19 protein-coding genes are annotated in these 18135 nt (G+C 64.4%); 10 read left to right on the top strand and 9 right to left on the bottom strand.

What is annotated here, in order from left to right:
• Window positions 1-2: 2 nt before the first annotated feature.
• Both amn and ACZ9A3_RS20310 read left to right on the top strand, forming a co-directional pair.
• Window positions 3-1508: an AMP nucleosidase gene (gene amn, locus ACZ9A3_RS20315; protein WP_476253060.1), complete on the top strand. Its 1506-nt coding sequence runs from the start codon at window positions 3-5 to the stop codon at window positions 1506-1508.
• A gap of 6 nt (window positions 1509-1514) precedes the next feature.
• Window positions 1515-2144 carry a pseudouridine synthase gene (locus tag ACZ9A3_RS20310; protein WP_045199823.1) on the top strand — a complete coding sequence of 210 codons (630 nt, stop codon included), beginning with the start codon at window positions 1515-1517 and terminating at the stop codon, window positions 2142-2144.
• On the opposite strand, the gene ACZ9A3_RS20305 is transcribed toward ACZ9A3_RS20310, so the two are convergent.
• Together ACZ9A3_RS20305 and ACZ9A3_RS20300 are read right to left on the bottom strand one after the other, a co-directional pair.
• Complete coding sequence (locus ACZ9A3_RS20305) at window positions 2141-2344, bottom strand: DUF2788 domain-containing protein (RefSeq protein ID WP_010222926.1); 204 nt, start codon at window positions 2342-2344, stop codon at window positions 2141-2143. The two genes, ACZ9A3_RS20310 and ACZ9A3_RS20305, sit on opposite strands and share 4 nt — an antisense overlap.
• Before the next feature lie 55 nt (window positions 2345-2399).
• Complete coding sequence (locus ACZ9A3_RS20300; RefSeq protein ID WP_010222927.1) at window positions 2400-2876, bottom strand: Lrp/AsnC family transcriptional regulator; 477 nt, start codon at window positions 2874-2876, stop codon at window positions 2400-2402.
• Between the two features lie 406 nt (window positions 2877-3282).
• Here ACZ9A3_RS20300 and ACZ9A3_RS20295 point away from each other — a divergent pair, with 406 nt between their 5' ends.
• Window positions 3283-4032 carry a DUF6515 family protein gene (locus ACZ9A3_RS20295; RefSeq protein WP_476253059.1) on the top strand — a complete coding sequence of 250 codons (750 nt, stop codon included), beginning with the start codon at window positions 3283-3285 and terminating at the stop codon, window positions 4030-4032.
• A gap of 53 nt (window positions 4033-4085) precedes the next feature.
• On the opposite strand, the gene ACZ9A3_RS20290 is transcribed toward ACZ9A3_RS20295, so the two are convergent.
• On the bottom strand, window positions 4086-4958 hold the full coding sequence (locus tag ACZ9A3_RS20290) for a cation diffusion facilitator family transporter (RefSeq protein WP_045199818.1): 873 nt from the start codon (window positions 4956-4958) through the stop codon (window positions 4086-4088).
• Between the two features lie 25 nt (window positions 4959-4983).
• A complete protein-coding gene (locus ACZ9A3_RS20285) occupies window positions 4984-5403 on the bottom strand; it encodes a polyribonucleotide nucleotidyltransferase (protein ID WP_476253058.1) in 420 nt (139 codons plus the stop codon).
• A gap of 118 nt (window positions 5404-5521) precedes the next feature.
• On the opposite strand from ACZ9A3_RS20285, the gene hrpB reads away from it, so the two are divergent.
• Complete coding sequence (gene hrpB, locus ACZ9A3_RS20280) at window positions 5522-8047, top strand: ATP-dependent helicase HrpB (RefSeq protein ID WP_258594997.1); 2526 nt, start codon at window positions 5522-5524, stop codon at window positions 8045-8047.
• Here hrpB and ACZ9A3_RS20275 read toward each other — a convergent pair whose 3' ends face one another.
• Both ACZ9A3_RS20275 and ACZ9A3_RS20270 read right to left on the bottom strand, forming a co-directional pair.
• Window positions 8048-9127: an endonuclease/exonuclease/phosphatase family protein gene (locus ACZ9A3_RS20275; protein WP_476253057.1), complete on the bottom strand. Its 1080-nt coding sequence runs from the start codon at window positions 9125-9127 to the stop codon at window positions 8048-8050.
• 11 nt (window positions 9128-9138) lie between these two features.
• A complete protein-coding gene (locus ACZ9A3_RS20270) occupies window positions 9139-9807 on the bottom strand; it encodes a DUF7847 domain-containing protein (RefSeq protein WP_045199812.1) in 669 nt (222 codons plus the stop codon).
• A gap of 153 nt (window positions 9808-9960) precedes the next feature.
• On the opposite strand from ACZ9A3_RS20270, the gene ACZ9A3_RS20265 reads away from it, so the two are divergent.
• From ACZ9A3_RS20265 to ACZ9A3_RS20255, 3 genes are all read left to right on the top strand, one after another.
• On the top strand, window positions 9961-10707 hold the full coding sequence (locus ACZ9A3_RS20265; RefSeq protein ID WP_213603186.1) for a DUF2076 domain-containing protein: 747 nt from the start codon (window positions 9961-9963) through the stop codon (window positions 10705-10707).
• 101 nt (window positions 10708-10808) lie between these two features.
• On the top strand, window positions 10809-11288 hold the full coding sequence (locus tag ACZ9A3_RS20260; protein WP_036996945.1) for a LabA-like NYN domain-containing protein: 480 nt from the start codon (window positions 10809-10811) through the stop codon (window positions 11286-11288).
• 19 nt (window positions 11289-11307) lie between these two features.
• Window positions 11308-11910 (top strand): 3'-5' exonuclease, encoded by a 603-nt coding sequence (locus ACZ9A3_RS20255; RefSeq protein WP_045199808.1) that lies wholly within the window; start codon window positions 11308-11310, stop codon window positions 11908-11910.
• On the opposite strand, the gene ACZ9A3_RS20250 is transcribed toward ACZ9A3_RS20255, so the two are convergent.
• A complete protein-coding gene (locus tag ACZ9A3_RS20250) occupies window positions 11907-12365 on the bottom strand; it encodes an Lrp/AsnC family transcriptional regulator (RefSeq protein ID WP_045199806.1) in 459 nt (152 codons plus the stop codon). The genes ACZ9A3_RS20255 and ACZ9A3_RS20250 overlap by 4 nt on opposite strands.
• Window positions 12366-12518: 153 nt before the next feature.
• On the opposite strand from ACZ9A3_RS20250, the gene yedA reads away from it, so the two are divergent.
• The 3 genes from yedA to ACZ9A3_RS20235 all read left to right on the top strand — a co-directional run bounded on the left by yedA (window position 12519) and on the right by ACZ9A3_RS20235 (window position 15807).
• Window positions 12519-13451 carry a drug/metabolite exporter YedA gene (gene yedA / locus ACZ9A3_RS20245; RefSeq protein ID WP_045199804.1) on the top strand — a complete coding sequence of 311 codons (933 nt, stop codon included), beginning with the start codon at window positions 12519-12521 and terminating at the stop codon, window positions 13449-13451.
• Window positions 13452-13492: 41 nt separating this feature from the next.
• Entirely contained in the window at window positions 13493-14401 is a 909-nt protein-coding gene (locus tag ACZ9A3_RS20240; RefSeq protein ID WP_143013258.1) for a hypothetical protein, read from the top strand.
• 74 nt (window positions 14402-14475) lie between these two features.
• Window positions 14476-15807 carry an RNA helicase RhlE1 gene (locus ACZ9A3_RS20235; RefSeq protein WP_045200051.1) on the top strand — a complete coding sequence of 444 codons (1332 nt, stop codon included), beginning with the start codon at window positions 14476-14478 and terminating at the stop codon, window positions 15805-15807.
• Window positions 15808-15818: 11 nt separating this feature from the next.
• Here ACZ9A3_RS20235 and ACZ9A3_RS20230 read toward each other — a convergent pair whose 3' ends face one another.
• Both ACZ9A3_RS20230 and ACZ9A3_RS20225 read right to left on the bottom strand, forming a co-directional pair.
• Entirely contained in the window at window positions 15819-17054 is a 1236-nt protein-coding gene (locus ACZ9A3_RS20230) for a TIGR03862 family flavoprotein (protein ID WP_176794209.1), read from the bottom strand.
• Window positions 17055-17203: 149 nt separating this feature from the next.
• Window positions 17204-18118, bottom strand: coding sequence for a histone deacetylase family protein (locus ACZ9A3_RS20225; RefSeq protein WP_093379240.1), 915 nt, complete (start codon window positions 18116-18118; stop codon window positions 17204-17206).
• Window positions 18119-18135: the final 17 nt, after the last annotated feature.

The raw sequence follows: 18135 nt of genomic DNA, 5'->3' as shown, positions 1-18135 counted from the left end.
AGATGGGCGTATGCATGTCAGACAGGAAGTACATTGTGAGCCGTACTGATGAAGCCTTCGTTGTCGTAGCAACCGCCGAGCAGGCCGTCGATCGCCTCGCCGCCCTGCACGAACAAGCCACCGCGGCCCTGAGCCAGGCGCTCAAGCGCTACCTCAAGGACCGTACCGAGCCGGATGCCGAGGAGCGCGCACTGTTCCGCTACCCCGAGCTGCGCCTGACCTACCAGTACCATGGCGAAGTGCCGGCGATCACCCGCGCCTATGCCAAGGTCCAGTTGCCGGGCACCTACAGCGTGACCGTGACCCAGCCGGCGGCGTTCCGGGGTTACCTGCTGGAGCAATTGAAGCCGCTGATGCGCGACTTCACCGTCACGGTTGAAGTGGGCGTCAGCCAGCAGAACATTCCTTACCCCTATGTGGTCGAGCAGGGCGATGAGCTGGCCGGTACGGGCATTACGGCTGCGGCGCTGGCGCGGGTGTTCCCCAGCACCGATCTTTCTGCCGCCACCGACGGCATCGCTGACGGCCTGTACGACTGGGCCAACGTCGACCCGTTGCCGCTGGCGCTGTTCGACGCCGCGCGGGTGGATTTTTCCCTGCGCCGCCTGGTGCATTACACCGGCAGCGACTGGCGCCATGTGCAGCCGTGGATCCTGCTGACCAACTACCACCGCTATGTCGACCAGTTCATCAGCCACGGCCTTGAGCGGTTGCGTGACGACCCGCGTTTCGTACGCATGGTCCTGCCCGGCAACGTGATCATCGAAAAGGCCATGGACAACGGTGAAGCCCAGGCCCTGGTTGCCGGAGTGGTGTGGCACCGCTACCAGATGCCGGCCTACCACCTGATCGCCGCTGATGGCGACGGCATCACCCTGGTCAACATCGGCGTCGGCCCGTCCAACGCCAAGAACATCACCGACCACCTGGCGGTACTGCGCCCGCATTGCTGGCTGATGATCGGCCACTGTGGCGGCCTGCGCCAATCGCAGACCATCGGCGACTACGTGCTGGCCCACGCCTACATGCGCCGCGACGGGATTCTCGACCGGGTAGTACCGCCGAACATTCCGATTCCGGCCCTGGCCGAAGTGCAACTGGCCCTGCAGGAAGCGGCGGCGCAGGTGACCGGCGAGCGTGGCGACGAGCTGAAAAAGCGCCTGCGCACCGGCACCGTGCTGACCTACGACGACCGTAACTGGGAGTTGCGCTGGGCGCAGGAACGGCCGTTGATCAACCTGTCGCGGGCGGTGGCGGTGGACATGGAAAGCGGCACCATCGCCGCCCAGGGCTATCGTCTGCGGGTACCCTACGGCACTTTGCTGTGCGTCTCCGACAAACCGCTGCACAGCGAAATTAAACTGCCGGGAGCGGCCAATGCCTTCTACAACCGGGCGGTCAGCCAGCACCTGAAGATCGGCATCGCTGCCCTCGACCTGCTGCGTACCGAGCTCAACTCGCTGCACTCGCGTAAACTGCGCAGTTTTGACGAGCCGCCGTTCCGCTGAGGCCCCATGTCGTTACCCCCACGCTCCAAGCCGCGGCGCCCCGCAGCCAAACCCGCCGGCCCGCGTCGCCACGCCAAGGCGCCGCCGGCCGAGCCGCGGTTGATCCTGTTCAACAAGCCCTTTGACGTGCTGACCCAGTTCAGCGACGGCGAAGGGCGCGCGACCCTCAAGGACTTCATCGCCATCCCCGGCATCTACCCGGCTGGGCGCCTGGACCGTGACAGCGAGGGCCTGCTGCTGTTGACCAACGACGGCCAGTTGCAGGCGCGGATCGCCGACCCCAGGCACAAGCTGGCGAAAACCTATTGGGTACAGGTAGAAGGGGAGCCGAGCGAGGAGCAACTGCAGCGTTTGCGCGATGGCGTCGAGCTCAACGACGGCCCGACCTTGCCGGCCCAGGCCCGTCAGCTCGACGAGCCCGAACTGTGGCCACGCAACCCGCCGGTACGCTTTCGCAAAAGCGTACCGACAAGCTGGCTGGAGCTGGTCATCAAGGAAGGGCGCAACCGTCAGGTGCGGCGCATGACCGCTGCCGTCGGCTTGCCGACCCTGCGCCTGGTGCGCGTGCGGATCGGCGACTGGAGCCTGGATGGCCTCGATCAGGGCCAGTGGCGGGAAGTCCCGGCCAGGCTTTAGACGCCTTCGATGAAGCCGATCACCACGCTTTTGATGATGAAGGCGAGGATGCCCAGGCCCAGCACGAAAAACAGGATGAAGGTGCCGAACTTGCCGGCCTTGGATTTTTTCGCCAGGTCCCAGACGATAAAACCCATGAAACCAATCAGGATGGTGACCAGGATGGTCATCATCCATTCTTCGAACAACGCAGGATCCATCGATACTCTCCGGCAGGTTGAGGCGCGCGATTATACGCCGCCGTTGCCAGCCTGACTAACGCAGGTGCGTGAGCGGCAGTTCGGTGCTGGCCAGTACCTGGTTGAGAACAAAGCTGGAGCGCACGCTGGTCACGCCTTCGATACGGGTCAGGTGGCCGAGCAGCAACTGCTGGTAATGGTCCATGTCGGGCACCACGACTTTCAGTTGGTAGTCGGCATCCATTCCGGTCACCAGGCTGCATTCGAGCACCTGCGGCAGGCTGCGGATCGCCGCCTCGAAGGTCTCGAAACGCTCGGGAGTGTGCCGGTCCATGCCGATCAGCACATAGGCGGTCAGGCTCAGGCCGAGCTTCTTGCGGTCGAGCAGGGCGACCTGGCGGGCAATATAACCGTCGTCTTCCAGTTGCTTGACCCGACGCGAGCAGGGCGAAGGTGACAGGCCGATGCGTTCGGCCAGTTCCTGGTTGGAGATACGCGCATCGCGCTGCAATTCGGCAAGAATGCTCAGGTCATAACGGTCGAGCTTGCTCATGGGATTGGCCTTTTCTGTTTCGATTGCGTCGAATTATCAATCTGTAGGCAAAAATTGCGCAAGTGATATTTAAATGAGCAATCTTCGCAATCCTCTGCCGCTGCCATCGCCGTATTCTTATTACCAGAATCACTGCCCGGACATCAGTCCAGTGCGGCGGGCCGAATCAGGCCAGCTGCGGCCAGCAACCCCACCAGGTTGTGCTCGGCCCCCGGGCTACACACTGTCCACAAGACGGCGTGAGGTGAGCCGGTGTCACAAGCGCCGAGCACGGACAAAATTCTCAAAGGGAGACCCCAGGGTCTCCCTTTTTTATTACTCAAATTTCATCTGGCGGCCGATAACCCCTGGCAGACGGCCTGATAGAGTAATCACAGGCCCCTTGTTATCGGTCCGAGAGGAAAGTATGAAGTCGCGTGTCTGGGGTATGGCGGGTGTGGGTGTGCTGTGCATGAGTGTCAATCTGCCGCTGCTGGCTGAGGGGCAGGGAGCTTCACCCCTGCAGTCGCGGCCCGATGAAGTGCGCCAGACCCAGGAGCCACGCACCGGCTATTACCAGGATATCCCGCGGCGCAACGACAACCGCTATTACCACGCCGGTGGCGGCGGGCATGGGAATGGCCACGGCAATGGCTGGGGGCCGGGGCCGCAATACCGCCCGGGGCAAACCATCGAACACTTCCCCGAGCAGTACTGGAAAGTACCCTATCGCGGGCATGACTACTTCTATTCCGGCGGTTACTGGTATCGCCCGCAAGGCCCGCGCTATGTAGTGGTGACTCCGCCCTATGGCGTGCGGGTCAACTACCTGCCCGACTATGCCCAGCAAGTGTGGATAGGCAGTGCGCTGTTCTTTCTGGCGGCAGGGACGTATTACCAGTACCTGGAAGACAGCCGCGAGTATGTGGTGGTCAACCCGCCGGCGGCCAGTACGCCGGCCCGAAGCGGCCCAGGTTATGACGTGATTGCTTATCCCGCGCAGGGCCAGAGCCCGCAGCAGCTTGATCGCGACCGCTACGAATGCCATCGCTGGGCGGTGCAGCAGACCGGTTTTGACCCGGCTGCGGCCAGCTACGCGCCGTCGGCGCAGGTGGCCGATAACTATCGGCGGGCGCAGGGTGCTTGTTTGAGCGGGCGAGGTTATAGCGTCAATTGACCCAGGGCTGCTGCGCAGCCCCTCGCTGGCAAAGAGCAGCCTCGCCAACTGCCTCACATCACCGGATCTGCATGCACCAGCACTTCAGCCTTGGGGTACTTGCTGTTGATCGCCGCCGCTGCCTGGTCACACAAGGCATGGGCCTGGGTCAGCGGCAGGTCCCCGGGCAACTCCAGGTGCAATTGCACGAACCAGTGGCTACCCGACACCCGCGTACGCAAGTCGTGGGCGCCGCGCACCCCCGGCACACTGCAGGCCAGCGCCAGCATCTGCTCGCTGATGTCGCCGGGCAGCTCCTGATCCATCAGGATCGAGCTGCTCTCGCGGGCAATCTGCAGGGCGCTCCAGAGGATGTACAGGGCAATGCCCAGGCCGAAGATTGCATCCAGCTGTGGCCAACCAAAGCGCGCCAGCACCAGGGCAACGAGGATGCTGCCGTTGAGCAGCAGGTCGGAGCGATAGTGCAGTGAATCGGCGCGCACCGCGGTCGAGCCGGTGATGCGGATCACCTTGCCCTGCAGCATCAGCAAGGCAATGGTCAGCACCAGCGACAACAGCATCACCGCAATGCCGATGCCGGTGTCACCCAGAGGCTGCGGATTCTGCAGCCGCTCAACCGCCTGCACGCCGATCAGCACCGCGCTGACGCCGATGAACAGCGCCTGGGCCATGCCGGCCATGGCCTCGGCCTTGCCGTGGCCGTAACGGTGGTCGTCATCGGCCGGGCGCAGGGCGTAGTGCACCGCCAGCAGGTTGAGGAACGAGGCCACGCCATCGAGGGCCGAGTCGGTCAACCCGGCCAGCAGGCTGACCGAACCACTGAGCCACCAGGCCAGCGCCTTGGTCAGGATCAGGATACTGGCCACCGCTAGCGATGCGCGGGTGGCCAGGCGCAGCAGGCGTTGGTGTTCAGCCGAGGGAGTCATGCCTAAAGTGGCTTCCTGTCAGAGTTCAAGCAGCGGGCTTGAGGCCGTACATGGCCAGTTGCTCGACACTACCCTTGTGCTGGATCAGGCGCGGGTCGTTGAGCGGCAGGCGCTGGCCCAGTTCGCTTTCGAGAATAGCCTGCAGCTTGCTGTTGTCGACCTTGCCGTCGGCGCTGATGGCTTCATTGAGTTTTTCAGGCGCGACCTGGGCGGTGGTGCCGCCGGGCAGGTAGATGGCGCCGGTGGCGAAGTCGATGCCGAAAGCGATCAGGCCCGGGATCACATAGAAAAGAATGCCGATGGCGTCGAGGGCAGCAACCACCGGGTCGATCTTGCCTTCGATCTGGCCGCGCCGGTCGGGGAAGAACAGGGTGCCGCAGGCGGTCAGTTGGCTCAGCAGGGTGGCGATCACGACGCCGCCAATGACATGGGAGGGAATACGCATGGAAGTCTCCGGAATGAAGGCGACAAAGATACAGGCAAAGAGCCTGTATCTACAGCTAAGACCATGATAAGGCAGGCTCGGTTCGCCGTTATACTCGGCGGATTGTTTGAGGGCCACCATGAAATCATTACCGATCGATGCCGCACTGCCAGCCTTGCGCGCCGCCTTGAGCCAGCGCCACGAAGCGGTGCTCGAAGCGCCCCCTGGCGCCGGCAAGACCACCCGCGTACCGCTGGCGCTGCTCGATGAGCCGTGGCTGGCCGGGCAGCGCATCCTCATGCTCGAACCTCGGCGCCTGGCGGCGCGGGCGGCGGCCGAACGGCTGGCCAGCGAGCTGGGTGAGCAGGTCGGGCAAACGGTCGGTTACCGCATTCGCCTGGACAGCAAGGTCGGGCCGAACACGCGCATCGAGGTGGTCACCGAAGGGATTCTCACCCGCCGCCTGCAGGCCGATCCGGCGCTGGACGGAGTGGGCCTGCTGATCTTCGACGAATTCCACGAGCGCAGCCTCGATGCTGACCTGGCCCTGGCCCTGAGCCTCAATGGTCGCGAACTGTTGCGTGACGACCCGCCGCTGAAAATCCTGCTGATGTCGGCGACCCTTGAGGGCGAGCGCCTGTCGAGCCTGCTCGACGATGCTCCGGTGGTCAGTAGCGAAGGGCGCATGTACCCGGTGGATATTCGCTGGAGCCGGCCGTTCCAGGCGGGCGAGTTCATCGAGCCGCGGGTGGTCGAGACGGTGCTGCAGGCCATCAGCGACGAGTCGGGCAGCGTGCTGGTGTTCCTGCCGGGGCAGGCGGAGATTCGCCGCGTGCATCAGTCACTGCAGGAGGCCCTGGGCGAGCGCCGCGATATCCTCCTGTGCCCGCTGCATGGCGAGCTCGATCTCAATGCCCAGCGCGCCGCCATCGACACGCCAGCCGCCGGCCTGCGCAAAGTGGTGCTGGCGACCAACATCGCCGAGACCAGCCTGACCATCGACGGTGTGCGCGTGGTGGTCGATGCGGGCCTGGCGCGGGTGCCGCGCTTTGATCCTGGCAGCGGCATGACCCGCCTGGACACCCAGCGCATCTCCCGCGCCAGCGCCACCCAGCGTGCTGGCCGCGCTGGGCGCCTGGAGCCCGGCGTGTGTTATCGCTTGTGGTCCGAAGCCCAGCACGAGCAACTGGCGGCCTATGGCGCGGCCGAAATTCTCCAGGCTGACCTGGCTGGATTGGCCCTGCAACTGTCGCGCTGGGGCGTTACCCCCGAACAACTGCGCTGGCTCGACCAACCGCCTGCGGCCGCCTATGGCCAGGCGCTGGAGCTGTTGCAGCGCCTGGGCGCATTCAAGGCCGACAGCCCGGACAGCCTCAGCGCCCACGGCCAGGCCATGGCCGAACTGCCGGCGCATCCGCGCATCGCCCACCTGCTGTTGCGCGGCCAGGACCTGGGCCTGGCCGACATGGCCTGCGATGTCGCCGCCTTGCTCGGTGAGCGCGACATTCTGCGCGGCGGCGGTGCCGACCTGCATAGCCGCCTGGCCCTGCTCAGCGGCGAAACCCGCGCGGCCAAAGGCGCGCAGGGCGGTGTGCAGCGCGCCCGGCAACTGGCCCGCCAGTACCGCGGTTACCTGCGTGGCAACGCCACTGCAGCCGTCGCCGACCCCGAGCATTCGCGCTGGCTCGGCGCCCTGCTGGCACTGGCTTATCCCGACCGCGTTGCGCAGCAGCGGCGTGCCGGCGGTGCGGAATATCGCCTGGCCAACGGTCGCGCTGCGTTGTTTGGCGAAGCCGATGCCTTGATGAAACATTCGTGGCTGGTGATCGCCGATCTGGGCAGCCGTCAGGGCCAGCGCGAGGAGCGCATTTACCTGGCCGCCGATTTCGACCCGGCACTGTTCGACGGGGTGCTGGCCGAACAGGTGCGCAGCCTGGATATCCTTGACTGGGACGAACGCGAGAACGTTTTGCGTGCCGAGCGTCAGCGCAAGGTCGGCGAGCTGGTGCTCAGCCGCGAGCCTTTGACCGGCCTGGATGAAGACGCCCGCGCCCGGGCCTTGCTGGAACTGGTGCGGCGCAAGGGTCTGGAGTTGCTGTCGTGGACGCCCGAGCTGCGCCAGTGGCAGGCACGGGTGGCGCTGTTGCGCCAGCTCGACCTGGCAAGCCGTGGTGAAAGCGAGTGGCCGGACCTGGGGGATGCCGCGCTGCTGGCGAACCTGTCCGAGTGGTTGCAACCCTACCTGGGCAAGGTCACCCGCCTGAGCCATTTTGCCCAGCTCGACCTCGCGTCGATCTTGCGCAACCTGCTGCCCTGGCCGCTGCCCCAGCGCCTGGATGAGCAGGCGCCGGTGCACCTGAGTGTGCCCTCGGGTTCGAACATTCGCCTGGACTACAGCGAAACCCCGCCGATTCTCGCCGTGCGTCTGCAGGAACTGTTCGGCCTGGCCGAAACTCCGCGCATCGCCCAGGGCCGTCAGCAAGTCCTGCTGCATTTGCTGTCGCCCGCGCGCAGGCCGGTACAGGTGACTCAGGACCTGGCCAACTTCTGGCGCAGTACCTATGCCGAAGTGAAGAAAGACCTCAAAGGGCGCTACCCCAAGCACTACTGGCCGGATGACCCGTTGGTGGCCGAAGCCACGGCGCGGGCCAAGCCGCGCAAGTAGTCACGGCTGCGCAGGCAACAGCAGGCGCGCCGTCACTGGCAGGTGATCGGAAATCTCCAGGGTGTCCTGCTGAATTACCCGTGCCCCCAGACGCTGCAGTTTGGGGCTGTGGAACAGGTAGTCGAGGGTGCGGTCCGGGCCTTGCAGGTTGCGGTCGTTGGGGTAGTGGGTCAGCCAGGCCGCGCGGTCGGCGCCGCTGGCTTCGGCGTTGCTGGGGATCATCGGGTATTTGTCCCAGAGCAGATGCAGGTCGCTGTCGGCGCCGTACTGGCCGCGCAGTTCGGCCGGCAGGCGGCGGTACTGGCCGAGCGGCAGCAGGTTGAAGTCGCCGCCGATCAACCACGGCGTGCCTTGGCTTTCCAGCTTGTCGAGCAGGCGCGTCACCTGTTGCACCTGCTGGCGCTGGATATCGCTGCCGGCTTCGAAGGTCGCCAGGCGGGTGTTGAGCACCGCCAGCTGACCGCCATCGCGCAGCGGCAGGTAGCTGGCAACAATCGCCTGCTGCGGTTGCAGCAAGCGCTGCCAGGCATTGCTGGCGTCGACCGGCAATTGCAGGCGCTCGGCCTGCTTGATCGGGTAGCGGCTCAGGGTCGCCAGGCTGCGGCCGACACTGCCGAAGATGTGCCAGTCGGGGACGAAATCGGCTTTCCAGTCGTAGGCCTGCACCGCGCAGGGGTAAATATCCACCAGCCGTTCGCGCAGCAGTGCCAGTTGGTCTTGGTAGCCGCTGGCCTTGGCGTTGTTGTCCAGTTCCTGGAGCAGGACGATGTCCGGCTGCTCGGCGCGGATTACCCGCGCCACTTCATCAAGGTTGAAGGCGAGGTCTTCAGGGGTAGGGCGGGTATCGTCGCCGCGGCCCTGGTCGTACCAGAATACGTAGCGCTTGCCGGCCAGGTACTGCACGTTCCAGGTCATCACCTTGAGCACCTGGCCGGGTACCAGCGCCGCCGTGCTGGCCCGGCAACTGACCGCCAGGCTCTCGCGCGGTTCAGGTTGCGAGCTCAGCTGGCTGGCCAGCAGCCACAGCAGGGCGATCACAACAAGCAGGGTCAGCAGGGCGTTGCGCAGTAGTCGGGTCATCGGCTAACCAGTCAGGACAGCGGTGGCTCTGTCGCCGGTTCGCTGACCAGCATGTACAGGCGGAACATCACTACGGTGCTGAACAGCTGCAAAAAGCCGTTGCCGCTATCCAGAGCCAGTTGCGCCAGCGGCGACGGCTCGGGCACCAGCATCATGCTCAGGCCGTCGATCAGCCACAGCACTGCCATTACGCCGAGGACGCAACTGAAGATGCGCCAGAAGTTGCCGGTGGTCATCTGGAAACTGGTACGCATGGCTTCGATCGGTGGTTGGCCGCGCAATACCAGGGCGTATTCGGCAAACACCAGGTGGATCATCACCCAGATGCCGGGAATGATGAACAGCGCGGCGCCGGCCATGATCAGCAACGAGCTGAGCATCACCATCAGCGCAAACGACGGCCACAGGCGCAAGGCCATGGCCAGCAGGTTGCGCTTGAGCGGGGCGTAGCCGTTGCTGCGGCTGTCGAGGTAGAGGATCAGCGCGGCGCTGTACAGCGGGTAGAACAGCAGGCTGACCAGCATGCCGTAGCCTGGCGAGGCGTCCTTGCCCAGTTGCTGGTACAGCAACTGGGCGCACAGGGCTTCGAGCACCACCAGCGGCAGGCACAACTGGGCAATGCTCAGCAGGTGACGGCGGAAGAAATACAGGGAGTCGCGCAGAACACTAAGCGGATTCATCGGTCGATATCGCATTGAATAAAAGCAGGGCGTCACTTTAGCCCAGGCGCTGGCCAACCTGAAGAAAGTTTAATCCCGGCTTGTGTTGAATCTGGCGCCTCGGCACCCCATTTTACCGGTACCCGTTTTTCCGCTTTTGCAGTGAGGTTGCCCATGAACAGTGAAGAACAAACCCTGATCGACGGCCTGTTCGGTCGGCTCAAGCAGGCCGAAGATCCGGCCGTGCCGCGTGATGCCCAGGCCCAGGCGCGCATTGGCGAGCACCTGCAGCAGCAACCGGCGGCGCCTTACTACATGGCCCAGGCGATCCTGGTGCAGGAAGCGGCGCTCAAGCGCCTGGATGAACAGAACAAGCAACTGCAGGCCGAGCTCAAACAGGCCAAGGCCCAGGTAGCCGCTACCGCACCGAGCAGCAGTGGCGGCTTCCTGTCGAGCATCTTCGGCAGCGGCACCCGCGACCCGCAGCCGGTGCAAAACCAGGCGGCGGCCAGCGCTCCTGCCAGTGGTGGCGGCTGGCGCGAACCTTCGCGTCCCTCGTTCAACCCGCCTGCCCAGCAGCAGGGCTTCAACGCAGCTCCCGCCCAGGCCCCGGCCCGCGGCGGTGCCAGCAGCTTCCTTGGTGGCGCGCTGCAAACTGCTGCAGGCGTGGCCGGCGGGGTGATGCTGGCCCAGGGCATCAGCAGCCTGTTCAACCATCACTCGCAGCCTGAAGAGGTGGTCGAAGTGATCAAGGAAGAACCAGCACCCGCCAGCGATAGCGGCGGCTGGGGCAGCAACGACGAGCAGCGCCTGACCGCCGACAACGGCGGCTATGGCAACGACCAGGGCGGCTTCATCGACACCGACTACGGCAGCGATGATGGCGGCTTCTTCGGCGGCGACGACGACAGCTTCGTCTGACCGCGCTTACCCGCATGGCCCGCGGGCTGGCATACTGGGCGCCGAAACGGCCCCGGTGTGCGGCGGCCGGCAACAGCGCCGTGGCGCCATGAGGAAAAGCGGTGAAGAAGATCGCGGTATTCGCCGATGTGCAAAACCTCTACTACACCGTGCGCCAGGCCTACGGTTGCCACTTCAACTACGCGGCGCTGTGGGCCGATATCAGCCAGCACGGGCAGATCGTCGAGGCGGTGGCTTACGCCATCGACCGCGGCGACAGCAAGCAGCAGCAGTTTCAACAGATCCTGCGCAACCTCGGTTTCACGGTCAAACTCAAACCCTACATCCAGCGCAGCGACGGCTCGGCCAAGGGCGACTGGGACGTGGGCATCACCCTCGATGTGATCGATGCCGCCGCGCGGGTCGATGAGGTGGTGCTGGCCTCCGGCGACGGCGATTTCGACCTGCTGCTGGAACGGGTCATCAGCCGTCACGGCATTCAGGCCGTTGCCTATGGCGTGCCGGGGCTGACCGCCAATTCACTGATTCGCGCTGCTAGCCGATATGTGCCCATCGAGGGCAGCCTGCTGCTCAAGCATTAAGATTTTTGAGGTTGTCGTTTTGGAACGTATCGCTGTCATCGACTTTGAAACCACTGGCATTTCACCCGGCGCCGGTTGCCGCGCCACCGAAGTGGCGGTGGTCATGCTGGAACGCGGGCGCATCGTCGAGCGCTACCAAAGCCTGATGAATGCCGGGGTACCGGTACCGGCGTTTGTCGCCGGCCTGACCGGTATCACCACCGCCATGCTGCGCAGCGCGCCGCCAATTGCCCGGGTGATGAACGAAGTAGCCGAGTTCGTTGGCGATACGCCGATGCTCGCCCACAACGCCTCGTTCGACCAGAAGTTCTGGGACTACGAGCTGGCGCAGATCGGCCGTAGCCGTAGTCAGCGTTTCGCCTGCTCGATGTTGCTGGCGCGGCGCCTGATGCCCTCGGCGCCAAACCACAAGCTCGGCACCCTGACCCGCTGGGCCGGCCTGCCTGACACCGGCACCGCGCACCGGGCCATGGCCGATGCCGAAATGGCCGCCAACCTCGCCCAGCACCTGGCCGGACAATTGCGCCAGCAGGGCGTCAACGGCGTTTCCCACCAATTGTTCTGCAGCCTGCAGAAAGTCCCCGCGGCGAAGATCGGCGAGGCGCTTAAAACCTATCGCTAGGCCTTCTTGCCGTTGTGTTCCAGGTGGCCCAGCGGCAAGCGCCGTTCCACGGCGCTGGAGAGAATGATCGAGGTCTTGCTGAAGCCGAACCGGGCGACCCGGTTGATCAGCTCTTCGAGTTCCGGCATCGAACCCACTGCCGCCTGCATGATCACGCAGGGGTCGCCGGTCACCCGGTGGCACTCGGTCAGTTGCGGAATCTGCGTGAGTTCTTCGTAGGTTTGCTGGTTGCCATGGCTGGCCAGGCGCAGTTCGATCACGCACTGGATCGGCAGGCCGATCTTCTCCAGGTCGACCTTGGCCTGGTAGCCGGTAATCACCCCGCTGGCCTCAAGCTTGGCCACCCGCTCGGCCACCGCCGGAGCGGAGAGATTGACCTTGCGCGCGAGCTCGGCGAAGGAGGCGCGGCCGTTGTCCAGCAGGGCGCTGAGGAGCATGCGATCGTATTTGTCCATGGGTTTCCAGGGGCGGGTTGTTGATTCCAAGGCGCAAGGCCAAAAGATCCGTTGTTTCAAAAGTGTACGGTTCGTTTAAACAGGTTTTGTAACTTATGTTTACTGCGCTGCCTTTCTAAACTAACTGCCCGACACCCATAATTCGAGCCCCCCATGCCTGCCTCCCGTCGCTTCCCGTTAGTCTTGATCGGTGCCTTTCTCGCCTTGTACCTGGTCTGGGGCTCGACTTACCTGGTGATTCGCATCGGCGTCGAATCCTGGCCGCCGTTGCTGATGGCCGGGGTGCGTTTCGTCATTGCCGGCTCCTTGCTCTACGGCTTTTTGCGCTGGCGCGGCGTGCCGGCGCCGACCTGGCCGCAATGGCGGGCGGCGAGTGTCATCGGCGTATTGCTGCTCAGTTGCGGCAACGGCGGCGTAACCCTGGCTGAACATGCCGGTGTAGCTTCAGGCGTGGCAGCGCTGGCGGTGGCTACAGTGCCGCTGTTCACCTTGATGTTCGGCCTGCTCTGGGGCCATCGCAACACCCGTCTGGAATGGGCCGGGATTGTCCTCGGCCTGGTCGGCATCGCCTTGCTCAACCTCGGCTCCAACCTGCAGGCCAGCCCGGTCGGCGCTGCGCTGATCCTGTTTGCCGCCGCCTCCTGGGCCTTCGGTTCGGTCTGGAGCAAAAGCCTGCCGCTGCCCGCCGGGCCGATGGCCAGCGCCGCAGAAATGCTTGTCGGTGGCGTGGTCTTGCTGCTCGGCAGCGCCCTGAGTGGCGAACGCATGACCCAGATGCCTACCGCCGCTGGCTGGGGGGCGCTGGCCTATCTGGTGTTCTTCGGCTCGATCCTGGCCTTCAGCGCCTACATGTACCTGCTCAAGCATGTGCGCCCGGCCGCGGCCACCAGTTATGCCTATGTCAACCCGGCGGTGGCGGTGTTGCTGGGGATTGTTTTTGCCGGCGAGCAAATTGGTTTCGAGGAATGCGTGGCAATGGCGGTTATCATTGGCGCCGTTGTGCTGATCGGTGTGCCGCAGTGGCGCCGGCCGGCAGTGGAAAAAGCCAAAACTGTTGGCGAAGTGGAAGGTGAACTGTGTAAATGAAAGGACGTTTTGCCAGGAAGGCAGTGAAGATTTTTGCTTGTGTGGCCTTGCTCGTAATGGGCGTGGTGATGCTGTATGACGGTAAGCAAACCTTCATGACCCTGTATTTCCAGGAACCCATCTCTCTGGAAAACAGTTTCGAAATCGAGGCCGCCTATTTGCAGGCCGTGCGCCAAGCCATGGCCCCCTGGCCGATCCCGGCGGGCAAGCTCGAACTGCGTCTTGAGCCCGGCAACCGGCAAGCGTTGCAGGTGCGTTTTGCCAAGGATGCCCTGGACGCCGGGCAGCGTCAGCAACTGCGGGCGCTGTTCGAGTCATTCGAGCCCGCTCGGGAAGAGGTCCGGCCCACAGGCCGGCTGCTGGTCGACATGCGTCAGGCGCGTCAGGTGGGCCTGGGTGTTTACGATTTTGGCCCGGCGCCCGCTGAAGTCGTCGCGCTTGGCGAGATGTCGCTGGCGCTGCACTTCAGCTTTCCTTCGCAAATCGATGTGCAACTGCGGCGCAACGAGCAGGCGACTGCGCAAAAGCCGCAAGCCGATATGATCTGCGAGGCTAGCGCCAGGCTGAATGGCGCCTTGCCCTTCGAAGTCACCGACTTCAATGTCAGTGGCGCCGATCTGCGCGGCGAGATGAAACTGCGCATGCCCAGCGGTTTACAACTGCGGGCGCCGGCGCAATTGTCGTTCGATGAGCAGCGATTGCTTGAGCGCCTGGAAATGGGCGATATGCGGGTGCGTATCCAGCGCCCGGAGACTATCGACCGGTTGGTGTTCGAGTTCGGCAAAATTGGCACTGTCAGGGATCAGCCTTACCTGTTTTTCATCCGCAGCGATCCCGAAGCATTCGCGGCATGTCGTGCGATTGCCTACCAGAGCGGCAGGCCGTTTTCGTTCTACCTGGGTGAAGGGCTCGATCGCCTGCTCAAGGTACGCTTTGCACCGCAAGGCTGATAGCGATGGCGGCACGCGCCGGGCCTGAACAAGGTAAACTGCCGCCATTGCTGAATTCCCCTGACGGTATTGCCATGACTTTCGCCAAACTCGGCCTGATCGAACCCTTGCTGCGCGCGCTCGAGCGCCTGGACTACAACACCCCGACACCGGTCCAGGCCCAGGCCATTCCTGCCGTACTGGCCGGCCGCGACCTGATGGCCGCCGCCCAGACCGGCACCGGCAAGACCGCAGGTTTTGCCCTGCCGCTGCTGCAACGCCTGACCCTGGAAGGGGCCAAGGTCGCCAGCAACTCGGTGCGCGCCCTGGTGCTGGTGCCGACCCGTGAACTGGCCGAACAGGTTCACGCCAACATTCGTGAGTACGCCGAGCACCTGCCGCTGAGCACCTATGCGGTGTACGGCGGGGTCAGCATCAACCCGCAGATGATGAAGCTGCGCAAGGGCATCGACCTGCTGGTGGCCACCCCGGGCCGGCTGCTCGACCTGTTCCGCCAGAACGCAGTCAAGTTCAACCAGTTGCAGGCGCTGGTGCTCGATGAAGCCGACCGCATGCTCGACCTGGGTTTTGCCGAAGAGCTGCGCGCGGTGTACGCCGCCCTGCCGGCACGCCGGCAAACCCTGCTGTTCTCAGCGACGTTCTCTGACGAGATCCGCCAACTGGCCGCGCAGACCCTCAATGACCCGCTGAGCATCGAAGTCAGCCCGCGCAATGTCACCGCCAGTACGGTCAAACAGTGGATCGTGCCGGTGGACAAGAAGCGCAAGCCGGAGCTGTTCAGCCACCTGATGCGCAAGCAGCGCTGGAAGCAGGTGCTGGTGTTCGCCAAGACCCGCAATGGCGTTGACCAGTTGGTCGAGCGCCTGCGTGGCCAGGGCGTCAATGCCGACGGCATTCATGGCGACAAGCCCCAGGCAACCCGCCAGCGTGCCCTGGACAGCTTCAAGGCCCGCGAGATCCAGATCCTGGTCGCCACCGATGTGGCGGCGCGCGGGCTGGATATCGACGACCTGCCGCTGGTGGTCAACTTCGACCTGCCGATCGTCGCCGAGGACTACATTCACCGCATCGGTCGTACCGGGCGCAAAGGCAATAGCGGTGAGGCGATTTCGCTGGTGTGCGCCGACGAAGTGCAGCTGCTGTCGGCGATTGAAACCCTGACCCGCAAGACCTTGCCACGCCACGAAGAGCCGGATTTCATTCCGGACCACAAGGTGCCGATGACCGATGCCAGCGGCCAGGTGCTGAAGAAGCCGAAAAAGCCGAAGAAGCCCAAGGAAAGCAGCAGCAAGCGCAGCCTCGGGCGCTGGATGGACAGCGCTGAAGCGCCAGCGGCAGCGCCGCAGGCCAAGCCGGTACGCAAGGTGCCGGCCTTCAATACCGGGCCGCGCAAGCGCAAGCCTTGACCCGCGATTATTCAGCCGTTAAGCCACTCCAGCAGACCCAACCCGGCCTTGCGCCCACTGGCAAAACAGGCAGTCAACAGATAGCCGCCGGTTGGCGCTTCCCAGTCGAGCATTTCACCGGCACAGAACACGCCGGGCAGTTGCTTGAGCATCAAGCGCTGATCCAGTGCTTCAAAGGTCACCCCGCCCGCGCTGCTGATCGCTTCGTCCAGCGGGCGAGGGCGCACCAGGGTGATCGGCAAGGCCTTGATCGCCTGCGCCAGCAAGGCCGGGTCAGCAAAGGTCGGTTGATCGGTCTGCTCTCGCAACAACGCCGCCTTGACCCCGTCCAGCCCCAGTTGACTGTGCAGGTGCTTGGCCATTGAGCGCGAACCTCGCGGCTTGGCCAGGGCCTGCTGGATTTTATCCACAGGCCGGTTGGGCAGCAGGTCGACCAGCACCCTGGCGCTGCCATCGCGGTTGATCGCTTCGCGGATCTGCGCCGACCAGGCGTACACCAGGCTGCCCTCCAGGCCTTGGGCAGTGAGCACGCATTCGCCCAGGCGCGGCGCCTGGCCGGCAAGGCTCAGGGCGATGTTCTTCAGCGGCGCGCCGGCAAACTTGTCCTTGAGCAGCGCGCTCCAGCCTTCGACCTCGAAGCCGCTGTTGGCCGCCTGCAATGGCGCGATCTGCACGCCTTGCGCTTGCAGCCAGGGCAGCCAGGCCGCATCGGAGCCCAGGCGTGCCCAGCTGCCGCCGCCCAGCGCCAGCACGGTGGCGGTCGGCTTTAGTGTCAGCTCGCCCTGTGGATAAGCGATTCGCAAACTGCCATCGGCATTCCAGCCCAACCAGCGATGGCGGGTGTGGATAACGACCCCGGCATCGCGCAGGCGCTTGAGCCAGGCGCGCAAAAGTGGCGCGGCTTTCATGTCGCGGGGGAACACCCGGCCGGAACTGCCGACGAAGGTTTCGATGCCCAGGTCGTGAATCCACTGGCGCAGCACATCGGCATCGAAGCCTTCGAGCAGGCGGGCAACGTCTTGCGTGCGCTCGGCATAACGGGCGATGAATGCCGGGTAAGGCTCGGAGTGGGTGATGTTCATGCCACCGACCCCGGCCAGGAGAAACTTGCGCCCCACCGAGGGCATGGCGTCGTACAGCTCGACGGCGACCCCGGCCTGGCTCAGCACTTCGGCGGCCATCAACCCGGCCGGCCCGCCTCCGATAATGGCAACGTGTGGGCGGTCGGTGGTGCAAGTGTCGGTCATGGTCGGCTGCAAGCTGGAAAAAAGAGCCGGCATTCTACCTTAGCGCGGCGCCCGGAATCACTGATCAAAAAACGTACAGCGGCCTCAAGGCCCTGTGGTTAAAGGCCTTGAGGGGCTTTCCCGCAGGTTATCCACAGGCGGTTCCACAGTCATTGTGAGTAACCCAGCACACGGCTGGCGCTGTGGTGCAGTATGCCGTGGCGGCGGGCGAGGGCCTCGCGGTCCTTGCTGTAGCCACCGCCAATCACCCCAACCACCGGAATGTCCCGGCCCAGGCAGTGGCGCAGCACGCTTTGGTCACGGGCGGCGACGCCTTCATCGGTCAGTTGCAGATAACCCAGGGCGTCGTCCTTGTGCACATCGACCCCGGCGTCGTACAGCACCAGGTCCGGGCGGTACAGCGGCAACAGGTAGTTGAGCGCGTCATCGACCACCTTCAGGTACGCCTGGTCGCCCATGCCGCGCGGTAGAGGGATGTCCCAGTCGCTTTCGGCCTTGCGCGCGGGGAAGTTCTGCTCGCAATGCAGCGATACGGTGATCGCGTCCGGGGTGTCATGGAGGATGCGCGCGGTACCGTCGCCCTGGTGCACGTCGCAATCGAAGATCAGCACCTTGTGCACCCGCCCGGCGGCGAGCAGGTAATGGCTGATCACCGCCAGGTCATTGAAGATGCAAAAGCCGGCCGGGTGATCGTAATGGGCGTGATGGGTGCCACCGGCCAGGTGACAGGCGATGCCATGCTCCAGCGCCTGCTCGGCTGCCAGCAGCGAGCCGCCGACCGCGCGCACGGTACGCCGCGCCAGGGCTTCGCTCCAGGGCAAGCCAAGGCGGCGCTGGTCTTCGCGCGACAGCTCGCCGTTCATGTAGCGCTCGATATAGGTGCGGTCATGGGCCAGGGCGAGGATGTCGTTGGGGCAAACCTCGGGGCGTAGCAACGCCGCGTCGGTAGTCAGGCCGCTGGCGACCAGGTGGTCGCGCAACAGGCGGAACTTATCCATCGGAAAGCGGTGCTCGGCGGGAAACTCCGGGCTGTAGTCGTCGTGGTAGATCAGCGGCAGCGGCATGGCAGGGTCTTGAGCGA

It is taken from the genome of Pseudomonas sp. TE4620, assembly GCF_056279045.1.
The sequence above is the reverse complement of the archived record's forward strand: the minus strand, read 5'-3'. Positions and strand labels throughout refer to the sequence as shown.